The following is a 20,027-nucleotide window of genomic DNA, read 5'->3' as shown; positions in this document are numbered from 1 at the left end:
GCGCGGTGACAATATCTGTCTATAATTACAGGTAGCAAATAAGCGTGAGGCACTCTCAGATTATGGAATTTTTTGACAATATCGTAATGCTGGTTGGCGTTTTGTTAATTGTTGTTGGCTTAGTCATGTTTGCCATTGGTAAAAAAGAGAGTACCAATCAAAATAACGTCGAAGGGTTTGGTATCAAGGTGAATGTAAGCAATCCTTCCATTATTTTGGTTGTACTAGGAATTGGTTTGTTGCTTGTACCTCGTATACTGCCGAGTAACGGTGTATCAGGTGAAAATCAGGAAGAGCCAATTGTTGGCTTATCTAAGCCAGAGCACTTGACGGATGCCATTGAACTAAATGGTAATGAAGACGGCAATGCTGAATTCAACAATACGGAAGATACTTTTAGAGATAGTCAATTCGCTGGTGAACAGGCAAGTGAACAGCCGCAATTTATTGACTCCACACCAGCAGTTCCTCCTTCAACGATTTATTTTCCTTCGGGCTTATGGGAATTAGACGACTACTCAGAAAATGGCGTAGACCTAAGCAGCAATGTTAATGGCTCTATTCGGTTTAGCCGGCGAAGCAGCAGAGAGTATGATTGGTTAACAGACTTCATGATTATTGATGGCTGGGGCAATATGGCGCGCTATCAGTATCAAGGAACGACCAGCTATCAAAACGGCGGTTATTATATTGCGATCTTAACTAGCACAGATCCAAGCTTTACAGGTCAGCAGACTGTGCCACTCGAGTTAAGATTAGAAGACGGTGAGCGCCTGCACATGCGCTATCGAATTAATAATATGGATATTTTGATTCATTGGCTGCCAAGTTCGTGAACACTCATATTCATCATTGCAAAGTGTTGCGAGCTGCTGTTATCTAAATTCTCACCAGAGTTACATCGCAGTTGGCATGATTTGATACTGCCGTTGCGGTTGAGCCAAGCAGTGAGCGCAGACCCTTTTTAGAGTGCGTCCCTAACATGATCAAATCGGCTTTTTCTTTCTCTGCTAAATTGCAAATAATTTCGTAAGGTTTACCTACTTTGACTAACCAGTTTTTATCCGAAAGACCAAAGCTTGATACCATCTTGCCAAAGGCAGGAATCGCTTTTTCTTCAAGTTCTTTTTGATAGTTTTTCGGTAACAGGTCATAAGGTAACACGTTGATCGCTACGAGCTTACTATCAAACTTTTCTGCCATCTGTTGTGCTTTTGCCAGTAGCTGATTACCTTCTTCGCCTATCTCTACAGCGCAAATAATGGTGTTATACATGGAGACTCCTTTATCCAAACTCAGTGCTAAATTGCTGTTATCAACTAGCATAAAGCAAAAGCACAACTCGCTTATCATTTTGTGGCTAAATATTGATCAAGAACAAGTTGGCAGTAGTTGAGATGACGAAAGTTTGAATATGAGGGGTGGGGGAAGAATTTATGGGTTAAACGCCCATAATGGCAAAGGCATGTACTAAATGACTTGCCATCACAGGTGGTTGCATTAAGGTTTTTGGCTTAACTATTTCGCAATTTCACTAGTTCAACCGAAAACTAAAACTGCATTTCAGGCACGTGCTCAGGTACCATCAATTCACCAGCAGTGAGCTTAACAATTTCTGCTACCGAAACGCCGGGGGCGCGTTCAAGCAAGTGGAATTTACTGTCTTTTATTTCCAAAAAGGCCAGATCTGTTAGCACCTTTTTGATACAACCTTTACCGGTTAAGGGCAGGGTGCATTCAGGCAGTAACTTTGACTCACCATGCTTTGACGCATGGGTCATGGTGACAATAATATTATCCGCGCCGGCGACTAAATCCATTGCACCACCCATACCTTTAATCAGCTTACCGGGGATCATATATGAGGCAATATTGCCGTTTATATCTACTTCAAAAGCGCCTAAAACCGTTAAATCAACATGACCACCGCGGATCATGGCAAATGATTCCGCCGAGTCAAAAATAGACGCACCAGTGATTGCCGTTACCGTTTGCTTGCCTGCGTTGATCATATCAGCGTCTAACTCATCTTCGGTGGGAAATTGCCCCATACCAAGTAGGCCGTTTTCTGATTGCAGCATCACTTCCATGCCTGCTGGCACATAGTTAGCGACTAGGGTAGGGATGCCAATACCTAGGTTAACGTAGTAACCGTCTTTTAATTCTTGCGCAACGCGCATTGCAATTTGTTCACGTGATAATGCCATGATGTGCTCCTTATGCGCGCTTATGAGTCAGTTGACTGAGCGGGGCGAACAGTGCGCTGCTCAATGCGTTTTTCAAAACTGCCTTGGATCAGGCGGTCAACATAAATCCCCGGGGTGTGGATTTGATCGGGATCGAGCTCGCCTGGCTCAACAATTTCTTCCACTTCAACCACGGTAATTTTGCCAGCCGTTGCTGCCATCGGGTTAAAGTTACGTGCGGTTTTACGAAACACTAAGTTACCGTATCGATCGGCTTTCCACGCTTTAACGATGGCAAAGTCCCCTTTAATGGCCTCTTCTAAAATATAGTGGCGGCCATTAAATTCACGCTCTTCTTTGCCTTCTGCTACGGGTGTACCATAGCCAGTTGCGGTAAAAAATGCAGGAATGCCAGCACCACCAGCACGCATTTTTTCTGCCAAGGTGCCTTGTGGTGTTAGCTCCACCTCAAGTTCGCCCGACATCATTTGCCGTTCAAATTCCGCATTTTCACCAACGTAAGAGGCAATAATTTTCTTAATTTGGCGCTCGGGTAATAAAATGCCCAAACCAAAATCATCAACACCACAGTTATTTGAAACGACGGTTAAGCCTTTAGTGCCTTTGCGTTTTATCTCGGCGATTAGGTTTTCTGGAATGCCACACAGGCCAAAACCACCAGCAATTACGGTCATGTTATCGGTTAGATCCGCTAACGCTTCTTGGTAGCTAGCGACGACTTTATCAAATCCAGCCATAGTCAAACCTCATCATTATTGTGCCCCCATTTTTAACGCTTGTTGTGTTTTTTGTACGTAACTTTTGTACGTGATTGTTGTATGTTTTTATTGCTTGTTTATCGTTGGCTTGCCATCGCATTGGCCACTTTTGACATTGGCGGTCGACCCAGTTTGTCACTGATAAACCAACTGGTTTCAATTAATTTATCGAGATCAACGCCTGTGCTAATGCCATGTCCATTAAGCAGATAAAGCACATCTTCGGTGGCGACATTACCAGAAGCGCCTTCAGCATAAGGGCATCCACCCAGCCCACCAACAGAGCTGTCAATCACACTGATGCCCAGCTGCAATGCGCAATAAATATTAGCCAGTGCTTGGCCATAGGTATCGTGAAAGTGGACGGCAAGTTTATTGATGGGAACCTGCTTTGTGACTTCCGTTAACATGCGCTTAACACTGGCTGGCGTGCCAACACCAATAGTGTCACCAAGCGAAACTTCATAGCAGCCCATCTCAACTAAGGTTTTAGCGACATCAGCGACTTTTTCCGGTGCAATTTCGCCCTCATAAGGGCAGCCAAGCACACAAGACACATAGCCTCGAACCTTGATGCCATGTGACTGTGCGCTGGCTACCACTGGGGAAAAGCGCTCTAAACTTTCGCTAATAGAGCAGTTAATATTTTTTTGACTAAAGGCTTCTGAGGCTGCGCCAAAAATCGCGACTTCTTCTACGCCTGCGGTAAGCGCAGCTTCAAAACCTTTAAAATTGGGTGTTAGGGCAGCGTAAGTGACCCCTGCTTTTTTATCTATGCCTTGGCAAACCTCAGTTGAAGTGGCCATTTGCGGTACCCATTTAGGGGAGACAAAGCTGCCTGCTTCGATATAACTTAGGCCAGCATCGGTTAAGCGATCAATCAGCGCAATTTTATCGGCTGCACTAATGAGCTTAGCTTCATTTTGCAGACCATCACGTGGCCCAACTTCGACCAGTTTAACGGCTGAGGGCATCGCCATTAGCTGTCCTCCGCGTTTGCTATTGCTGTGGCTTCAAAACTTAATAGCTCAGCGCCGCCATCAACCATATCGCTTGCAGTAAAAAACACACCCGTTACTGTGCCGTCACTGGGCGCTTTAATGGTATGTTCCATTTTCATCGCCTCCATGATCACCAAAGGTTGATCTTTAACAACCGTATCGCCTGTATTGACCAGCACAGCGACCATAGTGCCATTCATCGGCGCCGATAACCCGCCCGTTTGATGCTCTGCCTCATTCTCACCTAGATCTGGTAATACCTGAGTAAAGTTAAATACGCCGTTAGGGCGAAACAGGCTGATTTGCTTATTTTGAGAGCGATTATGTTGAGGTTGTTGATGTTCGTTAATCGCAATTTGCGCACTGCCGCGATAGCCATCAATAATAAAATCTAACTGGCTATCACAAATTTGCCCTTGGCAGTTGTGGCGATTGTCGCCAATTTGAATGTGATAAGTGACATCACCATTGCTGCTAAGCTTTTGCTCGCTGGTAATTTCAAATATTTGCTCCCCATGTAAGGTCGAGTGGGCAAGTGTCAGCGATACTTGGCTTGGCTGATTAAGCCGCCAGCCAATCGCCTGATGCCAAGGAGAATTTGGATCTGTGCTTGCGGTTGCTACATGCTTTGCGTCTTGTGCTTGTTTGAGTAACAAGTACAAAGCCGCCATCGGTAGTTCTTGCGACAGGTTTTGCTGATCTTCATGAAAAATCAATGCTTGATGCTTTTCGATAAAGCCAGTATCTAGCTCTGCATCAACAAAGGGCTTGCTGGTTGCTAGGTTGTAGAGGAAGTCGATATTAGTGGTAACGCCGTTAACACGGTATTCCGCTAGTGCTTTGCTTAACCGTTGCAGCGCTTTTTCGCGAGATTCGTCCCACACGACCAGTTTGGCAATCATAGGATCGTAGTAAACACTGACTTCATCCCCTTGCAGTACGCCAGTATCAATACGAACGTGCTCGCTTTCTTGAGGTGTTTGTAAAAATGTTAGCTGGCCTGTTGCTGGCAAAAAGTCGTTGGCTGGATCTTCCGCGTAAATACGCGCTTCAAAGGCATGACCATTGATGGCTAATTCATCTTGCTGCTTCGGTAGTGGCTCGCCAGCGGCAACACGCAGTTGCCATTCCACTAGATCTTGACCACTGATGTATTCAGTTACCGGATGTTCCACCTGCAAGCGGGTATTCATTTCCATAAAATAGAAAGCTTGCTCACCAGTTCCTGGGTGTGTGTCCAGTAAGAATTCCACTGTGCCCGCACCGCGATAGCCAATGGCTTGTGCTGACTGAATTGCAGCTTGGCCCATTTGTTCGCGTAATGTTTCACTCATATGGGGAGCTGGCGCTTCTTCAATCACCTTTTGGTGACGACGCTGCACCGAGCAATCGCGCTCAAACAGGTACACCGCATTGTCGTGATTGTCGCAAAACACTTGAATTTCAACGTGACGTGGTTGCGTTAAGTATTTTTCCACCAGCATGGTATCGTCGCCAAAACTAGCGGCTGCTTCACGTTTAGCGGCAGCGAGGCCATCGCTAAATTCTTCACTCGACCAGACTTGGCGCATGCCTTTACCACCGCCACCTGCGGTTGCCTTGAGCAGCACTGGATAACCCATTTCGTCAGCCGCTTGTTTAAGTACTGCTTCAGATTGTTCATCACCGTGATAACCAGGCACTAGTGGCACCTGTGCTTGCTCCATAATGTTTTTGGCGGCAGATTTTGAGCCCATGGCTTCAATGGCTTCACTTGGTGGGCCAATAAAGGTGATCTGGTTTTCGGCACAAAGACGGCAAAATTCTGCGTTTTCCGACAAAAATCCATAGCCGGGATGGATGGCTTGTGCGCCTGTTTGCAATGCGGCAGCAATCACCTTATCAGCTTTTAAGTAACTCTCTTTTGACGGTGCCCCCCCCAAATAAACCGCTTCATCGGCCATATTAACGTGTAAGGCGTTTTGATCGGCATCTGAATAAACTGCGACGGTTGCAATCCCCATTTTACGGGCGGTTTTAATGATGCGGCAGGCAATTTCACCGCGATTGGCAATCAGGATTTTGGTAAACATTTTGGCCGAGCTTACTTTTACTGAGCTTTCATTGGCAGAGTTGTGGGCTGTTTTTGTCATTTGCTGATAGGCCCTTCTAGCTTGATTGCCAGTTGGCAGGTCGTTTATCGAAAAAGGCGGTTAACCCTTCTTGTCCCTCTGGAGATACGCGAATAGCAGCTATACGCTGACTGGTTTCTTGAATCAGCTGGTCGTTGATGGGGCGGCCAGCGACATCCATTGCCAGTTGTTTGGCTTGCTTAACGGCATCAGGGCCATTGGCGAGCAGGGTAGTGATCACTTGTTGAACTTGCGCGCTAAGCTGTTCGCTCGTGGTGATTTCATCCACTAGCCCTAGTTGTTGGGCTTTTGCTGCGCTAAAGCGCTCTGCGGTTTGGAAGTAGCGGCGACTCGCTTTTAAGCCGATAGCACTTACCACATAAGGGCTAATGGTGGCGGGAATAAGGCCAAGTTTCACTTCGCTTAAACAAAAGCTTGCCTTGTCACTGGCTACAACCATATCGCAGCAGCTCGCCAAACCGACGGCACCACCAAAGGCTGCGCCTTGCACTTGAGCGATGGTAGTTTGTGGCATAAAGTTTAAGGTATAGAGCATGTCGGCAAGGGCATTGGCGTCTTTGAGGTTTTCTTCATAATTGTAGGATGCCATGCGTTTCATCCAACTTAGATCTGCGCCTGCTGAAAAGCTTTTCCCGGTTGATGCCAACACCATGACGCGAATCGACTCGTCTGCGGCAATGGTTTTAAAGGTTTGGGTAAGCTGACTGATAATGTCATCGTCAAAGGCGTTATGCTTATCGGGATTATTAACTGTAACCGTTGCAACACCATGGCCTTTGCTATCGCTGTCGATAGCAAAAAGTACCTTGTCTGTTATTGGGTTGTTAGCGCTAGCTGTGGCTGAAGAGCTTACTGAGTTCATCATCAACTCCTACATTCTGAACACGCCAAAGCGTGTTTCTTCGATGGGTTTATTTAGCGACGCCGAAATGGCTAAACCTAGCACTTGGCGCGTATCGGCAGGATCAATCACACCGTCATCCCAAAGTCGCGCCGAAGCGTAATAAGGGTGACCTTGGTGTTCGTAATTATCGATGATCGGTTGCTTAAATTCGGCGGCTTGCTCGTCACTCCAGCTTTCGCCGCGTTTGGCCAGTTGATCTGACTTGACTTGTGCTAAAACGCCAGCAGCTTGCTCGCCTCCCATCACCGAAATACGTGCATTCGGCCACATAAACAAAAAGCGTGGGTCGTAAGCACGGCCACACATACCATAATTACCAGCACCGAAGCTACCGCCAATTAGTACGGTAAATTTAGGGACTTGCGCACAAGCCACAGCGGTCACCATTTTCGCGCCGTGCTTGGCGATACCGCCCGCTTCATATTGCTGGCCAACCATAAAGCCGGTGATGTTTTGTAAAAATACTAGGGGAATTTTTCGCTGAGCACAAAGCTCGACAAAATGCGCACCTTTTTGTGCTGACTCGCCAAATAAAATCCCGTTGTTGGCAACTATGCCGACCGGATAGCCAAAGATATGGGCAAAACCACACACTAAGGTGGTGCCGTATAATGCTTTAAATTCATCAAACTCACTGCCATCGACGATACGAGCGATAACTTCGCGAACATCGTACGATTGGCGTGCATCTTTAGGTACGATGCCGTAAATTTCTTGTGGGTCATAAGCAGGCGCGCTGACTTTTTTGACACTTAACTGCATTGGCTTAACGCGATTCAGGTTAGCGATGGCACTGCGTGCTAATGACAAAGCGTGATGATCGTTTTGCGCATAATGATCGGCAACACCGGAGGTGCGGCAATGTACATCTGCGCCGCCTAACTCTTCAGCACTGACCACTTCCCCTGTAGCGGCTTTTACCAATGGCGGGCCCGCGAGGAAAATAGTGCCTTGCTCTTTAACGATAATCGACTCATCTGCCATGGCCGGCACGTAGGCACCACCAGCAGTACAAGAGCCCATGACCACGGCAATTTGCGGAATATTCTGTGCCGACATATTGGCTTGATTAAAGAAGATACGGCCAAAGTGTTCGCGATCAGGAAACACTTCATCTTGGTTAGGCAGATTGGCACCGCCAGAGTCCACCAAGTAAATACAAGGCAGGTTGTTTTCTTGGGCAATGGTTTGAGCGCGGAGGTGTTTTTTTACCGTGAGCGGGTAGTAAGTGCCGCCTTTTACCGTGGCGTCATTAGCGACAATCACACATTCCTGACCTCCGACACGGCCGATACCGGTAATAATACCAGCGGCTGGTACATGGTCATCGTAAACTTGATGAGCTGCCAATTGCGACAGCTCTAAAAAAGGCGAACCTGCATCCAGTAACTGGTAAACGCGCTCTCGTGGTAGCAATTTACCGCGCGCTACATGACGCTCGCGACTCTTCTCGCCACCACCTAATTGAATATCAGCAATGGTTGCATTGAGATCGTCAACTTGCTGCTGCATATGCGCTGCGTTATCAAGAAACTCCTGACTGCGCGCATTTATTTTTGATTGAATCTTTGCCATAAATTGTGCCTTTACTTATACGCTAACAAACTGCCTACTTGCTTTCGTTAAACAGTTCGCGGCCAATTAGCATGCGGCGAATTTCTGAAGTACCAGCGCCAATTTCATAAAGTTTGGCATCACGTAATAGTCGACCAGCTGGGAATTCATTGATGTAACCGTTGCCGCCTAATAGCTGAATGGCATCAAGTGCCATTTTAGTGGCCAGCTCTGCCGAATAAAGGATCACGCCAGCGGCATCTTTGCGGGTGGTTTCACCGCGATCGCATGCTTGTGCCACCATATAAAGATACGACTTAGCTGCATTCATTTGAGTGTACATATCGGCGACTTTGCCTTGTACTAGCTGGAATTCACCGATGGATTGGCCAAATTGCTGGCGATCATGAATATAAGGCACAACGAGATCCATGCAGGCGTCCATAATGCCTAATGGCCCACCAGAAAGGACAACGCGCTCGTAATCTAGGCCCGACATTAATACGCCAACGCCTTTGCCCTCTGCGCCAAGCACATTTTCAACCGGTACTTCACAGTTCTCAAACACTAGCTCACAGGTGTTTGAGCCGCGCATGCCTAGCTTGTCGAGTTTTTGATGGCGACTAAAGCCGGGAAAATCACGCTCGACTATAAAGGCGGTTATGCCTTTCGAGCCGGCAGTGACATCGGTTTTCGCGTAGATAATATAAACATGTGCATCGGGCCCATTGGTGATCCACATTTTGTTGCCGTTTAACACGTAAATATCTCGGCCGTTTTTCTGCTCTTTTCTAGCAGAAAGTTTCATGCTCACTACATCAGAGCCAGCATTTGGCTCAGACATTGCCAATGCGCCGATATGCTCACCACTACACAGCTTGGGTAGGTACTTTAGTTTTTGTTCGTGACTTCCGTTTTTACGTAATTGGTTTAAGCACAGGTTTGACATGGCACCGTAGCTCAGGCCAACGGATGCAGACGCACGACTAATTTCTTGCATGGCAACCACATGGGCAAGATATCCTAAGCCTGTGCCACCATATTCTTCTTCAACCGTCATCCCCAATAAGCCGAGATCGCCAAACTTACGCCACAAATCCATCGGAAATTCATTGTCGATATCAATTTGTGCAGCACGCGGCGCAATTTCATCGCGGGCAAAGGCGTTAACCTGATCGCGGATCATGTCAACGGTTTCACCGAGGTTAAAATTTAAAGAAGAAAAGTTGGCAATCATGGATGTTCCTTAATTATTTGATTAACAGCTCAACTCGAATGGGCGGATAATCAGTGTTGTAAACGGCACTTGTTGTAATGTTTATTTTGTTGTTGAGCATTTGTTATTCATGTTATTGGATGCACTTAATCAATATGCGTTTCAGTTAGTGGACTGTGCTTAATCATTTTTATTTTGAGTTAGTTGTTAAGCACAGTCTCACTTGGTTATATGGCTAGCGATTAGTCACCTTGGCTAGCGATTAGTCACCTTGGCTAAGGTGTTTAAACAGCTTTGCTCTAAATTTGTTAGCTCCACCAGTACGATTTTGATGTCTTCCAGTTGCTGGTGAAGATCTGCTTTTTTATCAGCAATCAATTCCAAGATGGTTTCCAGCTGTTTAGCGCTGGTTTTGTCCACATCGTAAAGTTCAAATAGTCGACCTGTTTCTGCAAGCGAAAAGCCAAGGCGCTTACCGCGCAAAATAAGCTTTAAGCGAACGCGATCGCGCAAGCTGTAAATTCGGGTTTGGCCGCGACGGGTGGGGGCTAACAAGCCCTGATCTTCATAAAAGCGAATACTACGTGTGGTGATATCAAACTCTTTTGCCAACTCGCCAATGGCATAAGTTTTAACTGCGTCACTGGCATCAGATTTGGCGTGGCTTTCAGTGTTACTCGACATATAAAAACGGAAAATAATGAAAATTTACTTGCTCACCAATATAGGGTAAGTTTACGTTAAGGTAAAGCTGAGGGTTGGCTAAGATAATCGTACTTTTTGTAAGCAAAAAGTTACAGCTAGTCGAGTGTTTCGCGCAGTTAACTTTGCGTTAAAGGCAGATCCAAGCTTGAGATTGCTCTAGAGTATTTGCCAATTCGTATCAGCATTTAGCCTGTCTATGGTATGACTTAACGTTGGCGTAAAGGTGAATTTAAGATAGGCTAGCCGCCATTAATATGAGTCGCTAGTGATGTCAAACCATTAGCAACACAGCGATTAACACTAAATGCAATACTATATGCAACAAATAAAAGTGGAGACTAGGTTATGTCAGATCCCGTAGTAATTGTTTCAGCAACGCGCACGCCAATGGGCGGTTTTCAAGGTTCACTATCATCAGTTACCGCGCCACAATTAGGTAGCGTCGCCATTAAAGCAGCGGTTGAACAAGCTGGTTTAGGCTCAGATCAAATCGATGAAGTTGTGATGGGCTGTGTGTTACCGGCTGGCTTAAAACAGGCACCTGCGCGTCAAGCTGCTTTAGGTGCTGGCCTTGCGCAATCAACACTCGCCAACACCATTAACAAAGTGTGTGGCTCAGGCATGAAGTCAGTCATGGATGTCCACGATTCACTATTGGTCGGCTCGATTGATGTCGCTGTCGCTGGTGGCATGGAAAGCATGTCAAACGCACCTTACATGTTGCCCAAAGCGCGTGGTGGTATGCGCATGGGACATGGTCAAGTCATTGATCATATGATGATGGATGGTCTTGAAAATGCCAGCGATAGCGTCGCAATGGGTTGTTTTGCGCAATCAATGGCCGATGATGAAAATTACACGCGTGAAGCTATGGACGAATACGCGATTCGCTCTTTATCTCGCGCTAATGCTGCAATTGAATCAGGTGCATTTACTAATGAAATTACGCCAGTGACGGTTTCATCTCGTCGCGGTGATACGATTGTCGATACCGATGAGCAACCGGGTAATGCCCGTCCAGAAAAAATTCCTTCTTTACGCCCAGCATTTAAAAAAGACGGTACGGTGACCGCTGCTAACTCTAGCTCAATTTCAGATGGTGCAGCAGCGCTAGTGCTAATGAAGCAATCAGAAGCTGAAAAGCGCGGCCTAACACCAATTTGTAAAATAATCGCTCACGCTACACGCGCGCAAGCGCCGGAAGAATTTACTGCCGCTCCCGTTGGTGCCATGAGTAAATTATTAGATCGCGCAGGTTGGTCAGTTGCTGATGTTGATTTATTTGAAATTAACGAAGCCTTTGCCATGGTGGCCATGCTAGGTATTGATAAATTAGGTCTGGATGTTGAGAAAGTGAATATCAATGGCGGTGCATGTGCTCTTGGTCACCCACTAGGTGCAAGTGGGGCGCGTATTATGGTTACGCTGATTCACGCGTTAAAAAATAAAGGCCTATCAAAAGGCGTGGCATCATTATGTATTGGTGGCGGTGAAGCAACCGCAATTGCATTAGAAATGTTCTAGCTTTTTAAGCACTTTTTATAGCGCTTTTTATAACGTAAAGGTTAAGCCAGCGGCTGCCGATTGAGGCTTTGCAACAAAAATAACAATAACGCTGGCTTGGCTAATAACGCTGATCATCAATAGATGTAACTGATGATTAGTGTAAATAAGCAATAATCGTAAACAGCCAAAATATATTACAACAGGCTTTTTTAACACTTGCTTAGGCACTGGCACGGTTACTTTTAAAGGTATCCGCCAAAAACTAAACAAGAATAAGAACAGAACCAAAATAAATTGGTCGAATATAGCAATTGTTAAAAAGTACAAACATCGGATTAACTGTTGGCGTCCCAGACTAAACACTCAAATTAATGTGCTTAGTTTTTGATGCCTTACATTTGACACCTAGTTTCTAGTACTAGCTTTTTGCCCTTAATTTGAGCGACAAGCTTGGGCAACAAGACTGAGGCAATAGTGAAGGTTACTCCGTGATTTATCGAGGAACTTTTTGTGAATTTTAACCTGACCGAAGATCAGCAGGCATTTGCTGATACTGCCAAGCAATTTTCCGATGCCGAATTGGCGCCTTATGCAGCCAAGTGGGATGCCGAGCATATCTTTCCTAAAAACGTCATTACTCGCGCTGGTGAGCTTGGCTTTTGTGGCTTATACACGCCAGAAGAGGCTGGTGGCTTAGGCTTGAGCCGATTGGATTCTGCGATTATTTTCGAACAACTGGCGATGGGCTGCACCGCAACCACGGCAATGATGACCATTCATAATATGGCGACGTGGATGATTGCCAGCTGGGGGAAAGATGCGCTCAAACAAGCTTGGTGCCCAAGCCTCGTGACTGGTGAAAAGCTTGCTTCCTATTGTTTAACTGAACCGGGAGCTGGCTCTGATGCGGCATCGCTTCGCACTTCAGCCAAACGTGACGGCGATGATTACGTTTTTAATGGTACTAAGGTGTTTATCTCTGGTGCGGGAGAAACGGACATTTTGGTGGTCATGGCTCGCACTGGTGGCGAAGGTGCCGCAGGTATCTCGGCAATTGCAATTGAGGCAGATACCGACGGCATTATTTATGGCAAGTCGGAAGAAAAGCTCGGCTGGAATGCCCAGCCAACTAAGCAAATTACCTTTGATAATGTCAGAGTGCCGATTGAAAACCTGCTGGGTGAAGAAGGTGAAGGCTTTAAATTTGCCATGAAAGGGCTTGATGGTGGCCGCATCAATATTGCCGTGTGCTCAATAGGCACAGCGCAACAGGCGCTTAATACCGCGATGAGTTATATGCAAGAGCGTGAACAATTTGGCAAGCCTATCGCTGCCTTTCAAGGTTTGCAGTTCAAACTGGCAGATATGGCAACTGAACTAGTCGCTGCCCGTCAAATGGTTAGGCTGGCGGCATTTAAGTTGGATAATAACGATCCAGAAAAAACGGCTTACTGTGCGATGGCAAAGCGCTTTGCCACCGATATCGGCTTTAAAGTTTGTGATGCTGCGCTGCAAATTCACGGCGGCTATGGTTATATCAAAGAATACCCACTAGAACGCCATTTTAGAGATGTGCGTGTGCATCAAATTTTAGAAGGTACTAATGAAATTATGCGTGTCATTATCGCTCGTCGGTTATTAGCCGAAGGCGCAGGTCAATTGCTGTAAGCGTTCATTGCGCGATTTTATTCGTTACCTTTAATTTAAGTACCTTTAATTATAAATACTTAAAGATCCCTTTTTAGGAAGTTTGTATGTCAGATGTAGTGCTTTTTGAAACACTCAATTGTGTAAACGGTAAAGCGATAGGCGTTGCGACGCTTAATGCAGAAAAGTCGCTTAATGCTTTAAGCGGCGAAATGATCGCGGCTTTATATCCGCAGCTACTTGCTTGGCAGCAAGACGACACTATTGCTGCTGTTTTATTGCAGGGAAAAGGTGAAAAGGCGTTTTGTGCGGGCGGTGATATCGTCAAACTGTATCGTGACATGTGTAACCACCCAGATGCGTATGCGCCAGAAATTGAAGCGTATTTTGCCAACGAATATCGGCTTGACTATCTCATTCATACATTTGGTAAGCCTTTTATGGTGTGGGGCAATGGCATTGTCATGGGGGGCGGTCTAGGAATGATGGTCGGCGGTAGTCATCGTATTGTCACTGAAACCAGTCGAATTGCCATGCCGGAAATCAGTATTGGTTTGTTGCCTGATGTTGGTGGTACAAAGTTTTTAAATGAAATGCCAGACAACTGCGGACTGTTTTTAGGGCTGACCGGCGCATCAATTAATGCCGCGGATGCTAAATACACACATTTAGCTGACTTTTTTATGTTAGCAGCGCAAAAAAGTGCGCTGTTAGATAAGTTAGTGGCCACACATTGGAGCGATACGGCCGCTGACAACCACAAATTGCTAAGTTCACTGATAAGTGAATTTGAACAAATTGCACTGCCATCAATGCCAGCGTCATCGATACAAGAGCACAAAGCGCTTATTAACCAAGTCACTTCGGCAAATACCCTAACCGAAATTGTTAACGATATTGTCAATTACGAAATAGAAGATAAGTGGTTTAACAAAGCACAAGCCGCGCTTAAACATGGCAGTGCAATTAGCGCACACTTAGTTTATCGACAATTGCGTGAAGGCAAGGGAATGTCGCTTGCTGATTGCTATCGCTTTGAGCTGGGGTTGACAGTTAAGGGCGGCAAATATGGCGAGTTCCAAGAGGGGGTTCGCGCTTTACTCGTCGATAAAGACAACCAGCCAAACTGGCGGTTTAGTTCAATTGAGTCTGTCGACAATGACGTTATCGACTGGTTTTTCACGCCACCTTGGCCAGCGTCAGAACATCCGCTGCTTGATTTAGGTAAGGCAGAACAAAGTTTATAGCGCAGGCTTATTAAATCCCTAATAAGAACAACAAAAAAATAAAGCCAAGCAAAATTATTATAACAAAAGCTGATGCGGCTGCATCGCATAGTGAAGCGAAGGGCTGCACAGATTAGGCACCACAAAGTGCAAGGAGGTTCATCATGGCAATAAAAATCGCTTTTATTGGCTTAGGTAACATGGGCGGGCCTATGGCCATTAATTTGGTCGAAGCGGGGCGCAAAAATGGTAACAAGGTTTGCGTTTACGACTTATCCGCACAAGCTGTGGTTGATGTGGTGGAGCATGGCGCAGCCACCGCAGTCTCTGCCAGCAAAGCCGTTGACGATGCTGATGTGATTATTTCCATGCTGCCTGCAGGCAAGCATGTTGAACAACTATACCTAAGCGAAGGTGAAGGGCTTATTCACCATATCAAGCCAGGCGCTTTGGTAATTGATTCGTCAACCATAGATGCAACCACGGCGAAGAAAGTGGCGGGTGTCCTTGTTGAGCAGGGCATTGATTTTATCGATGCACCAGTCTCTGGCGGTGTTGGCGGCGCTAAAGCAGGTACGTTAAGTTTTATGGTTGGTGGAACTGTTGAGAGTTTTACCCGAGCCGAGCCTATTCTTTCGCAAATGGGCAAAAACATTTTCCACGCTGGCGAACATGGCGCAGGGCAAGTTGCCAAGGTGTGCAATAACATGCTGTTGTCGGTATTAATGGTTGGCACGTCTGAAGCACTTCAACTTGGCATCGCCAATGGTTTAGATCCAAAAGTGCTATCCAACATTATGAGTAAATCATCAGGCAGTAACTGGACGCTTGATGTCTACAACCCTTGTCCTGATGTCATGGACAATGTGCCTTCATCTAATGATTATCAAGGCGGCTTTATGGTCGATTTGATGGCGAAAGATTTAGGGTTAGCAATGGAAACTGCGCTAGCTAGCAAGTCATCAACGCCGATGGGCGCACTCGCCAGAAGTTTATATGCAATGCATGCGCAAGCGGGTAATGGTGGAATAGACTTTTCCAGTATTTTTAAAATTTTTGAGCAACCAGAACAATTAAAGTAGAAACGACTAACTATGAATGTAGAGAATAAAACAATTGTTATCACAGGTGGTGGTCAAGGGCTTGGACGAGCAATCGCCGTCAGTTTAGCTGAGCAAGGGGCACAGCTGGCACTCATTGATCTTGATGCTGAGCTACTACAGGAAACAGTTACCTTAGTTGAACAAGCGGGGTCTTCGGCTAAGCCTTATATTGCTAATGTCACCATAGAGTCTGATGTAGAAGCTGTTTTTGAACAGATTAATCAGGACTTCGACGGTTTTGATGGGCTCGTCAACAATGCTGGTATTTTGCGCGATGGAATGCTGATCAAAGAAAAAGACGGCGAAATCGTTAAGAAAATGTCGTTAGCACAATTTCAGTCGGTCATTGATGTTAACCTTACTGGCTTTTTTCTATGTGGCAGAGAAGCAGCTGCTCATATGGTTAAAAACAAACGCAAAGGCGTTATTGTTAATATGTCGTCAATTGCCCGTAACGGTAATATGGGGCAAACCAATTACGCTGCATCAAAAGCGGGCGTTGTGGCAATGACGGTCACTTGGGCACGTGAGCTTGGGCGTTATGGTATTCGAGTGGGAGCAATCGCACCGGGCGTTATCCGCACGGCAATGACAGATGCAATGAAGCCAGAAATGCGTGAACGTTTAGAAAAAATGAAACCTCTTGGTCGCCTTGGCGAAGCTGATGAAATTGCTCATACGGTAAAATACATTTTTGAAAATGAATTCTTTACTGGACGTGTTGTGGAAATCGATGGCGGCTTAGCTATGTAGCTTATGTTATGCTGTGCTTGGGTTAATAAAGGTTAGTTAAGGTTAGTTAGCTTATAATTAGTACATAACTAGGTAAAAAGGCGAGTTTGATGCTCGTCTTTTTCTTTATCTAGACTTAACAATACCTATATAAATGCGTAGTAAATAAAACAACTAGAGTAGACCATGAAAAAAGCACTATTTTTAGATCGTGACGGCATTATCAATATTGATCACGGCTATGTGCATAAAATAGAAGAATTCGAATTTGTCGATGGTATTTTTGACGTATGCCGTTATGCACTGGATATGGGCTTTGAAATTATTGTCATTACCAATCAAGCGGGTATTGCCCGTGGTTATTACACTGTGGGCGACTTTGACGTGCTAACTAATTGGATGAAAGTTGAATTTGCTAAACGCGATATTCCAATTTCCGATGTCTACTTTTGTCCACATCATCCTGATCCCAAAAATCAAGAGCAGGGTCACAATGAATTTGTTAAAACTTGTGATTGTCGTAAGCCTGCGCCTGGAATGATTCTGCAAGCGGCAAAAGATCATAATATCAATATCGCGCATAGTGCTTTTATTGGCGATAAGGTTTCAGATATGAAAGCGGCAGAAGCGGCAGGTATTCACAACAAAATACTGGTATCGAGCCAATATCAAGACGATGAAAGTACTCACGCACACCGAATTACCTGTATAAAAGAAGCGGCTGCCTTCCTTTGTTAACCATAAAACCCATGCGATCGCGCAAAATATGAACACTTAAACTATAATATAAAATTAATTTCAAAAAGGTGTTGACGCCCAGCTAAAAATCTCTAAAATGCGCATCCACTTCCACGGGGCAGCCCAACGAAGTTTTGTATAGGAAATACTTATTAGAGCGAGTCAGGACGACGAAAGCTCAGTTTTGATAAGTTTAGTTCTCTATGAGAGGCACTAAACACTCAACAAAACTTAGAAAAACTTCTTCAAGAAATTTTCAAAAAGTTGTTGACATCAAAATTAGGAGGCGTAAAATGCGCATCCGCTCTCAACGAGAGAGCAGCAATAAAACACGAGTGCGATGTTTTGTTTGAATCGCAAGATTCAGTTCTTTAATAATTAGTTATCATGCAATTTGTGTGAGCATTCACATGATGTTGATTTTACAAATAAGCAAGTTTCGAGCTTGCAAAAATTAACTCAGTGAACTCATGCAAAAACTACTTTTTTATAAGTTTTATTTGTACAGAATTCATTGAGCCGATGTCTTTCCTAACAGAAGGTCATCACAAACGATTTTAATTGAAGAGTTTGATCATGGCTCAGATTGAACGCTGGCGGCAGGCTTAACACATGCAAGTCGAGCGGAAACGAAGAGGAGCTTGCTCCTTTGGCGTCGAGCGGCGGACGGGTGAGTAATGCTTGGGAATATGCCTTTTGGTGGGGGACAACAGTTGGAAACGACTGCTAATACCGCATAATGTGCTTTTCGTAAGAGAAGTACCAAAGCGGGGGATTCTTCGGAACCTCGTGCCAAAAGATTAGCCCAAGTGAGATTAGCTAGATGGTGGGGTAATGGCCTACCATGGCGACGATCTCTAGCTGGTTTGAGAGGATGATCAGCCACACTGGGACTGAGACACGGCCCAGACTCCTACGGGAGGCAGCAGTGGGGAATATTGCACAATGGGGGAAACCCTGATGCAGCCATGCCGCGTGTGTGAAGAAGGCCTTAGGGTTGTAAAGCACTTTCAGTCGTGAGGAAAGGTTAGTAGGTAATATCTGCTAGCTGTGACGTTAGCGACAGAAGAAGCACCGGCTAACTCCGTGCCAGCAGCCGCGGTAATACGGAGGGTGCGAGCGTTAATCGGAATTACTGGGCGTAAAGCGTGCGTAGGCGGTTTGATAAGCCAGATGTGAAATCCCGGGGCTTAACCTCGGAACTGCATTTGGAACTGTTTGACTAGAGTACTGTAGAGGGTGGTGGAATTTCCAGTGTAGCGGTGAAATGCGTAGAGATTGGAAGGAACATCAGTGGCGAAGGCGGCCACCTGGACAGATACTGACGCTGAGGCACGAAAGCGTGGGGAGCGAACAGGATTAGATACCCTGGTAGTCCACGCCGTAAACGATGTCAACTAGCTGTTTGTGTTCTTGAAACGTGAGTAGCGTAGCTAACGCGCTAAGTTGACCGCCTGGGGAGTACGGCCGCAAGGTTAAAACTCAAATGAATTGACGGGGGCCCGCACAAGCGGTGGAGCATGTGGTTTAATTCGATGCAACGCGAAGAACCTTACCATCCCTTGACATCCACAGAAGTTACTAGAGATAGTTTCGTGCCTTCGGGAACTGTGAGACAGGTGCTGCATGGCTGTCGTCAGCTCGTGTTGTGAAATGTTGGGTTAAGTCCCGCAACGAGCGCAACCCCTATCCTTATTTGCCAGCGAGTCGTGTCGGGAACTCTAAGGAGACTGCCGGTGATAAACCGGAGGAAGGTGGGGACGACGTCAAGTCATCATGGCCCTTACGGGATGGGCTACACACGTGCTACAATGGCGTATACAGAGGGCAGCAAGACCGCGAGGTGGAGCGAATCCCAGAAAGTACGTCGTAGTCCGGATTGGAGTCTGCAACTCGACTCCATGAAGTCGGAATCGCTAGTAATCGCGAATCAGAATGTCGCGGTGAATACGTTCCCGGGCCTTGTACACACCGCCCGTCACACCATGGGAGTGGGTTGCAAAAGAAGTGGCTAGTTTAACCTTAGGGAGGACGGTCACCACTTTGTGATTCATGACTGGGGTGAAGTCGTAACAAGGTAACCCTAGGGGAACCTGGGGTTGGATCACCTCCTTATCTTGAAGTAAGACACATTATGGGTCGACAATACAGACATCCTGTCGAGTCGACACAGGTACATCCGTGTACCTTGAGTGTTCACACACATTGCATTGATAACGAAATTGAAGACTGAAAAACCAAATTAAAGGTGTCAGAAACTCTGATAATTTTAATTTGGTTTTTCCTCTCCATCAGGAGGGAAGCCACGATTTAAGCGAATGCGTCTTAAATTGAGTTCTTTAACAATTTGGAAAGCTGATATATATCCCGAAATAATTATTAAATTAATTATTTCGAATGATTGCTTTAGGTAAGACAAGAGTGTCGCGCTCTTTTCTTTAATGAATAAAGTAATCAAACCTGATAAATGATTTTTCCTTATCATTTATTAATCTAATTCAAGCATACTCCATTACTGTTCTTTTTTAAGAATTGTTAATGAGTACGTGAAAATGTCAGTAATACATTAGCATCAAGGCTTGTCTCTTGATGACTTAA

At 45.6% G+C, this 20,027-nt stretch carries 16 protein-coding genes and 1 rRNA gene; 8 read left to right on the top strand and 9 right to left on the bottom strand.

Going from position 1 to position 20,027, the window contains the following annotated elements:
• Positions 1–62: 62 nt before the first annotated feature.
• Positions 63–836 carry a hypothetical protein gene (locus DXX93_RS13215; RefSeq protein WP_116008509.1) on the top strand — a complete coding sequence of 258 codons (774 nt, stop codon included), beginning with the start codon at positions 63–65 and terminating at the stop codon, positions 834–836.
• A gap of 43 nt (positions 837–879) precedes the next feature.
• On the opposite strand, the gene DXX93_RS13210 is transcribed toward DXX93_RS13215, so the two are convergent.
• The 9 genes from DXX93_RS13210 to DXX93_RS13170 form a co-directional block, all read right to left on the bottom strand.
• Complete coding sequence (locus DXX93_RS13210; protein WP_116008508.1) at positions 880–1,275, bottom strand: universal stress protein; 396 nt, start codon at positions 1,273–1,275, stop codon at positions 880–882.
• Between the two features lie 275 nt (positions 1,276–1,550).
• Positions 1,551–2,207: a 3-oxoacid CoA-transferase subunit B gene (locus DXX93_RS13205; protein WP_116008507.1), complete on the bottom strand. Its 657-nt coding sequence runs from the start codon at positions 2,205–2,207 to the stop codon at positions 1,551–1,553.
• Positions 2,208–2,227: 20 nt separating this feature from the next.
• Positions 2,228–2,944 carry a CoA transferase subunit A gene (locus DXX93_RS13200; protein WP_116008506.1) on the bottom strand — a complete coding sequence of 239 codons (717 nt, stop codon included), beginning with the start codon at positions 2,942–2,944 and terminating at the stop codon, positions 2,228–2,230.
• 98 nt (positions 2,945–3,042) lie between these two features.
• Complete coding sequence (locus DXX93_RS13195) at positions 3,043–3,945, bottom strand: hydroxymethylglutaryl-CoA lyase (protein ID WP_116008505.1); 903 nt, start codon at positions 3,943–3,945, stop codon at positions 3,043–3,045.
• Positions 3,945–6,038 (bottom strand): acetyl/propionyl/methylcrotonyl-CoA carboxylase subunit alpha, encoded by a 2,094-nt coding sequence (locus DXX93_RS13190; RefSeq protein ID WP_116009953.1) that lies wholly within the window; start codon positions 6,036–6,038, stop codon positions 3,945–3,947. Before DXX93_RS13190 ends, DXX93_RS13195 begins: the two co-directional genes overlap by 1 nt.
• A gap of 76 nt (positions 6,039–6,114) precedes the next feature.
• Positions 6,115–6,960, bottom strand: a complete 846-nt coding sequence (locus DXX93_RS13185; protein ID WP_181902224.1) for an enoyl-CoA hydratase/isomerase family protein — start codon at positions 6,958–6,960, stop codon at positions 6,115–6,117.
• 9 nt (positions 6,961–6,969) lie between these two features.
• The gene (locus tag DXX93_RS13180) at positions 6,970–8,577 is read right to left on the bottom strand and encodes a carboxyl transferase domain-containing protein (RefSeq protein ID WP_116008504.1); all 1,608 of its coding nucleotides are present in this window, start codon (positions 8,575–8,577) and stop codon (positions 6,970–6,972) included.
• A gap of 34 nt (positions 8,578–8,611) precedes the next feature.
• Positions 8,612–9,793 carry an isovaleryl-CoA dehydrogenase gene (locus DXX93_RS13175; protein WP_116008503.1) on the bottom strand — a complete coding sequence of 394 codons (1,182 nt, stop codon included), beginning with the start codon at positions 9,791–9,793 and terminating at the stop codon, positions 8,612–8,614.
• Between the two features lie 234 nt (positions 9,794–10,027).
• Positions 10,028–10,456, bottom strand: coding sequence for a MerR family transcriptional regulator (locus DXX93_RS13170; RefSeq protein ID WP_116008502.1), 429 nt, complete (start codon positions 10,454–10,456; stop codon positions 10,028–10,030).
• Between the two features lie 366 nt (positions 10,457–10,822).
• Between DXX93_RS13170 and DXX93_RS13165 the strand changes: the two genes are divergently transcribed.
• The 7 genes from DXX93_RS13165 (at position 10,823) to DXX93_RS13130 (ending at position 19,544) form a co-directional block, all read left to right on the top strand.
• On the top strand, positions 10,823–12,001 hold the full coding sequence (locus tag DXX93_RS13165; RefSeq protein ID WP_116008501.1) for an acetyl-CoA C-acyltransferase: 1,179 nt from the start codon (positions 10,823–10,825) through the stop codon (positions 11,999–12,001).
• 492 nt (positions 12,002–12,493) lie between these two features.
• Positions 12,494–13,651 (top strand): acyl-CoA dehydrogenase family protein, encoded by a 1,158-nt coding sequence (locus DXX93_RS13155; protein ID WP_116008499.1) that lies wholly within the window; start codon positions 12,494–12,496, stop codon positions 13,649–13,651.
• Positions 13,652–13,737: 86 nt separating this feature from the next.
• Positions 13,738–14,877: an enoyl-CoA hydratase/isomerase family protein gene (locus DXX93_RS13150; protein WP_116008498.1), complete on the top strand. Its 1,140-nt coding sequence runs from the start codon at positions 13,738–13,740 to the stop codon at positions 14,875–14,877.
• Positions 14,878–15,020: 143 nt separating this feature from the next.
• Entirely contained in the window at positions 15,021–15,938 is a 918-nt protein-coding gene (mmsB, locus tag DXX93_RS13145; protein WP_116008497.1) for a 3-hydroxyisobutyrate dehydrogenase, read from the top strand.
• 12 nt (positions 15,939–15,950) lie between these two features.
• Positions 15,951–16,712, top strand: a complete 762-nt coding sequence (locus tag DXX93_RS13140; protein ID WP_116008496.1) for an SDR family oxidoreductase — start codon at positions 15,951–15,953, stop codon at positions 16,710–16,712.
• Between the two features lie 165 nt (positions 16,713–16,877).
• On the top strand, positions 16,878–17,429 hold the full coding sequence (gene gmhB / locus DXX93_RS13135) for a D-glycero-beta-D-manno-heptose 1,7-bisphosphate 7-phosphatase (protein WP_116008495.1): 552 nt from the start codon (positions 16,878–16,880) through the stop codon (positions 17,427–17,429).
• 558 nt (positions 17,430–17,987) lie between these two features.
• Positions 17,988–19,544: ribosomal RNA gene (locus DXX93_RS13130) — 16S ribosomal RNA — on the top strand.
• Positions 19,545–20,027 lie beyond the last annotated feature (483 nt).

The sequence above is a fragment of the Thalassotalea euphylliae genome (assembly GCF_003390335.1).
GTDB classification, from domain to species: domain Bacteria; phylum Pseudomonadota; class Gammaproteobacteria; order Enterobacterales; family Alteromonadaceae; genus Thalassotalea_F; species Thalassotalea_F euphylliae_B.
This window is presented reverse-complemented; position numbering and strand designations above follow the sequence as displayed.

Coding starts and splice junctions, on each gene's coding strand:
- DXX93_RS13215 (WP_116008509.1), top strand. CDS start 63: ATGGAATTTTTTGACAATATCGTAATGCTGGTTGGCGTTTTGTTAATT.
- DXX93_RS13210 (WP_116008508.1), bottom strand. CDS start 1,275: ATGTATAACACCATTATTTGCGCTGTAGAGATAGGCGAAGAAGGTAAT.
- DXX93_RS13205 (WP_116008507.1), bottom strand. CDS start 2,207: ATGGCATTATCACGTGAACAAATTGCAATGCGCGTTGCGCAAGAATTA.
- DXX93_RS13200 (WP_116008506.1), bottom strand. CDS start 2,944: ATGGCTGGATTTGATAAAGTCGTCGCTAGCTACCAAGAAGCGTTAGCG.
- DXX93_RS13195 (WP_116008505.1), bottom strand. CDS start 3,945: ATGGCGATGCCCTCAGCCGTTAAACTGGTCGAAGTTGGGCCACGTGAT.
- DXX93_RS13190 (WP_116009953.1), bottom strand. CDS start 6,038: ATGTTTACCAAAATCCTGATTGCCAATCGCGGTGAAATTGCCTGCCGC.
- DXX93_RS13185 (WP_181902224.1), bottom strand. CDS start 6,960: ATGAACTCAGTAAGCTCTTCAGCCACAGCTAGCGCTAACAACCCAATA.
- DXX93_RS13180 (WP_116008504.1), bottom strand. CDS start 8,577: ATGGCAAAGATTCAATCAAAAATAAATGCGCGCAGTCAGGAGTTTCTT.
- DXX93_RS13175 (WP_116008503.1), bottom strand. CDS start 9,793: ATGATTGCCAACTTTTCTTCTTTAAATTTTAACCTCGGTGAAACCGTT.
- DXX93_RS13170 (WP_116008502.1), bottom strand. CDS start 10,456: ATGTCGAGTAACACTGAAAGCCACGCCAAATCTGATGCCAGTGACGCA.
- DXX93_RS13165 (WP_116008501.1), top strand. CDS start 10,823: ATGTCAGATCCCGTAGTAATTGTTTCAGCAACGCGCACGCCAATGGGC.
- DXX93_RS13150 (WP_116008498.1), top strand. CDS start 13,738: ATGTCAGATGTAGTGCTTTTTGAAACACTCAATTGTGTAAACGGTAAA.
- mmsB (WP_116008497.1), top strand. CDS start 15,021: ATGGCAATAAAAATCGCTTTTATTGGCTTAGGTAACATGGGCGGGCCT.
- DXX93_RS13140 (WP_116008496.1), top strand. CDS start 15,951: ATGAATGTAGAGAATAAAACAATTGTTATCACAGGTGGTGGTCAAGGG.
- gmhB (WP_116008495.1), top strand. CDS start 16,878: ATGAAAAAAGCACTATTTTTAGATCGTGACGGCATTATCAATATTGAT.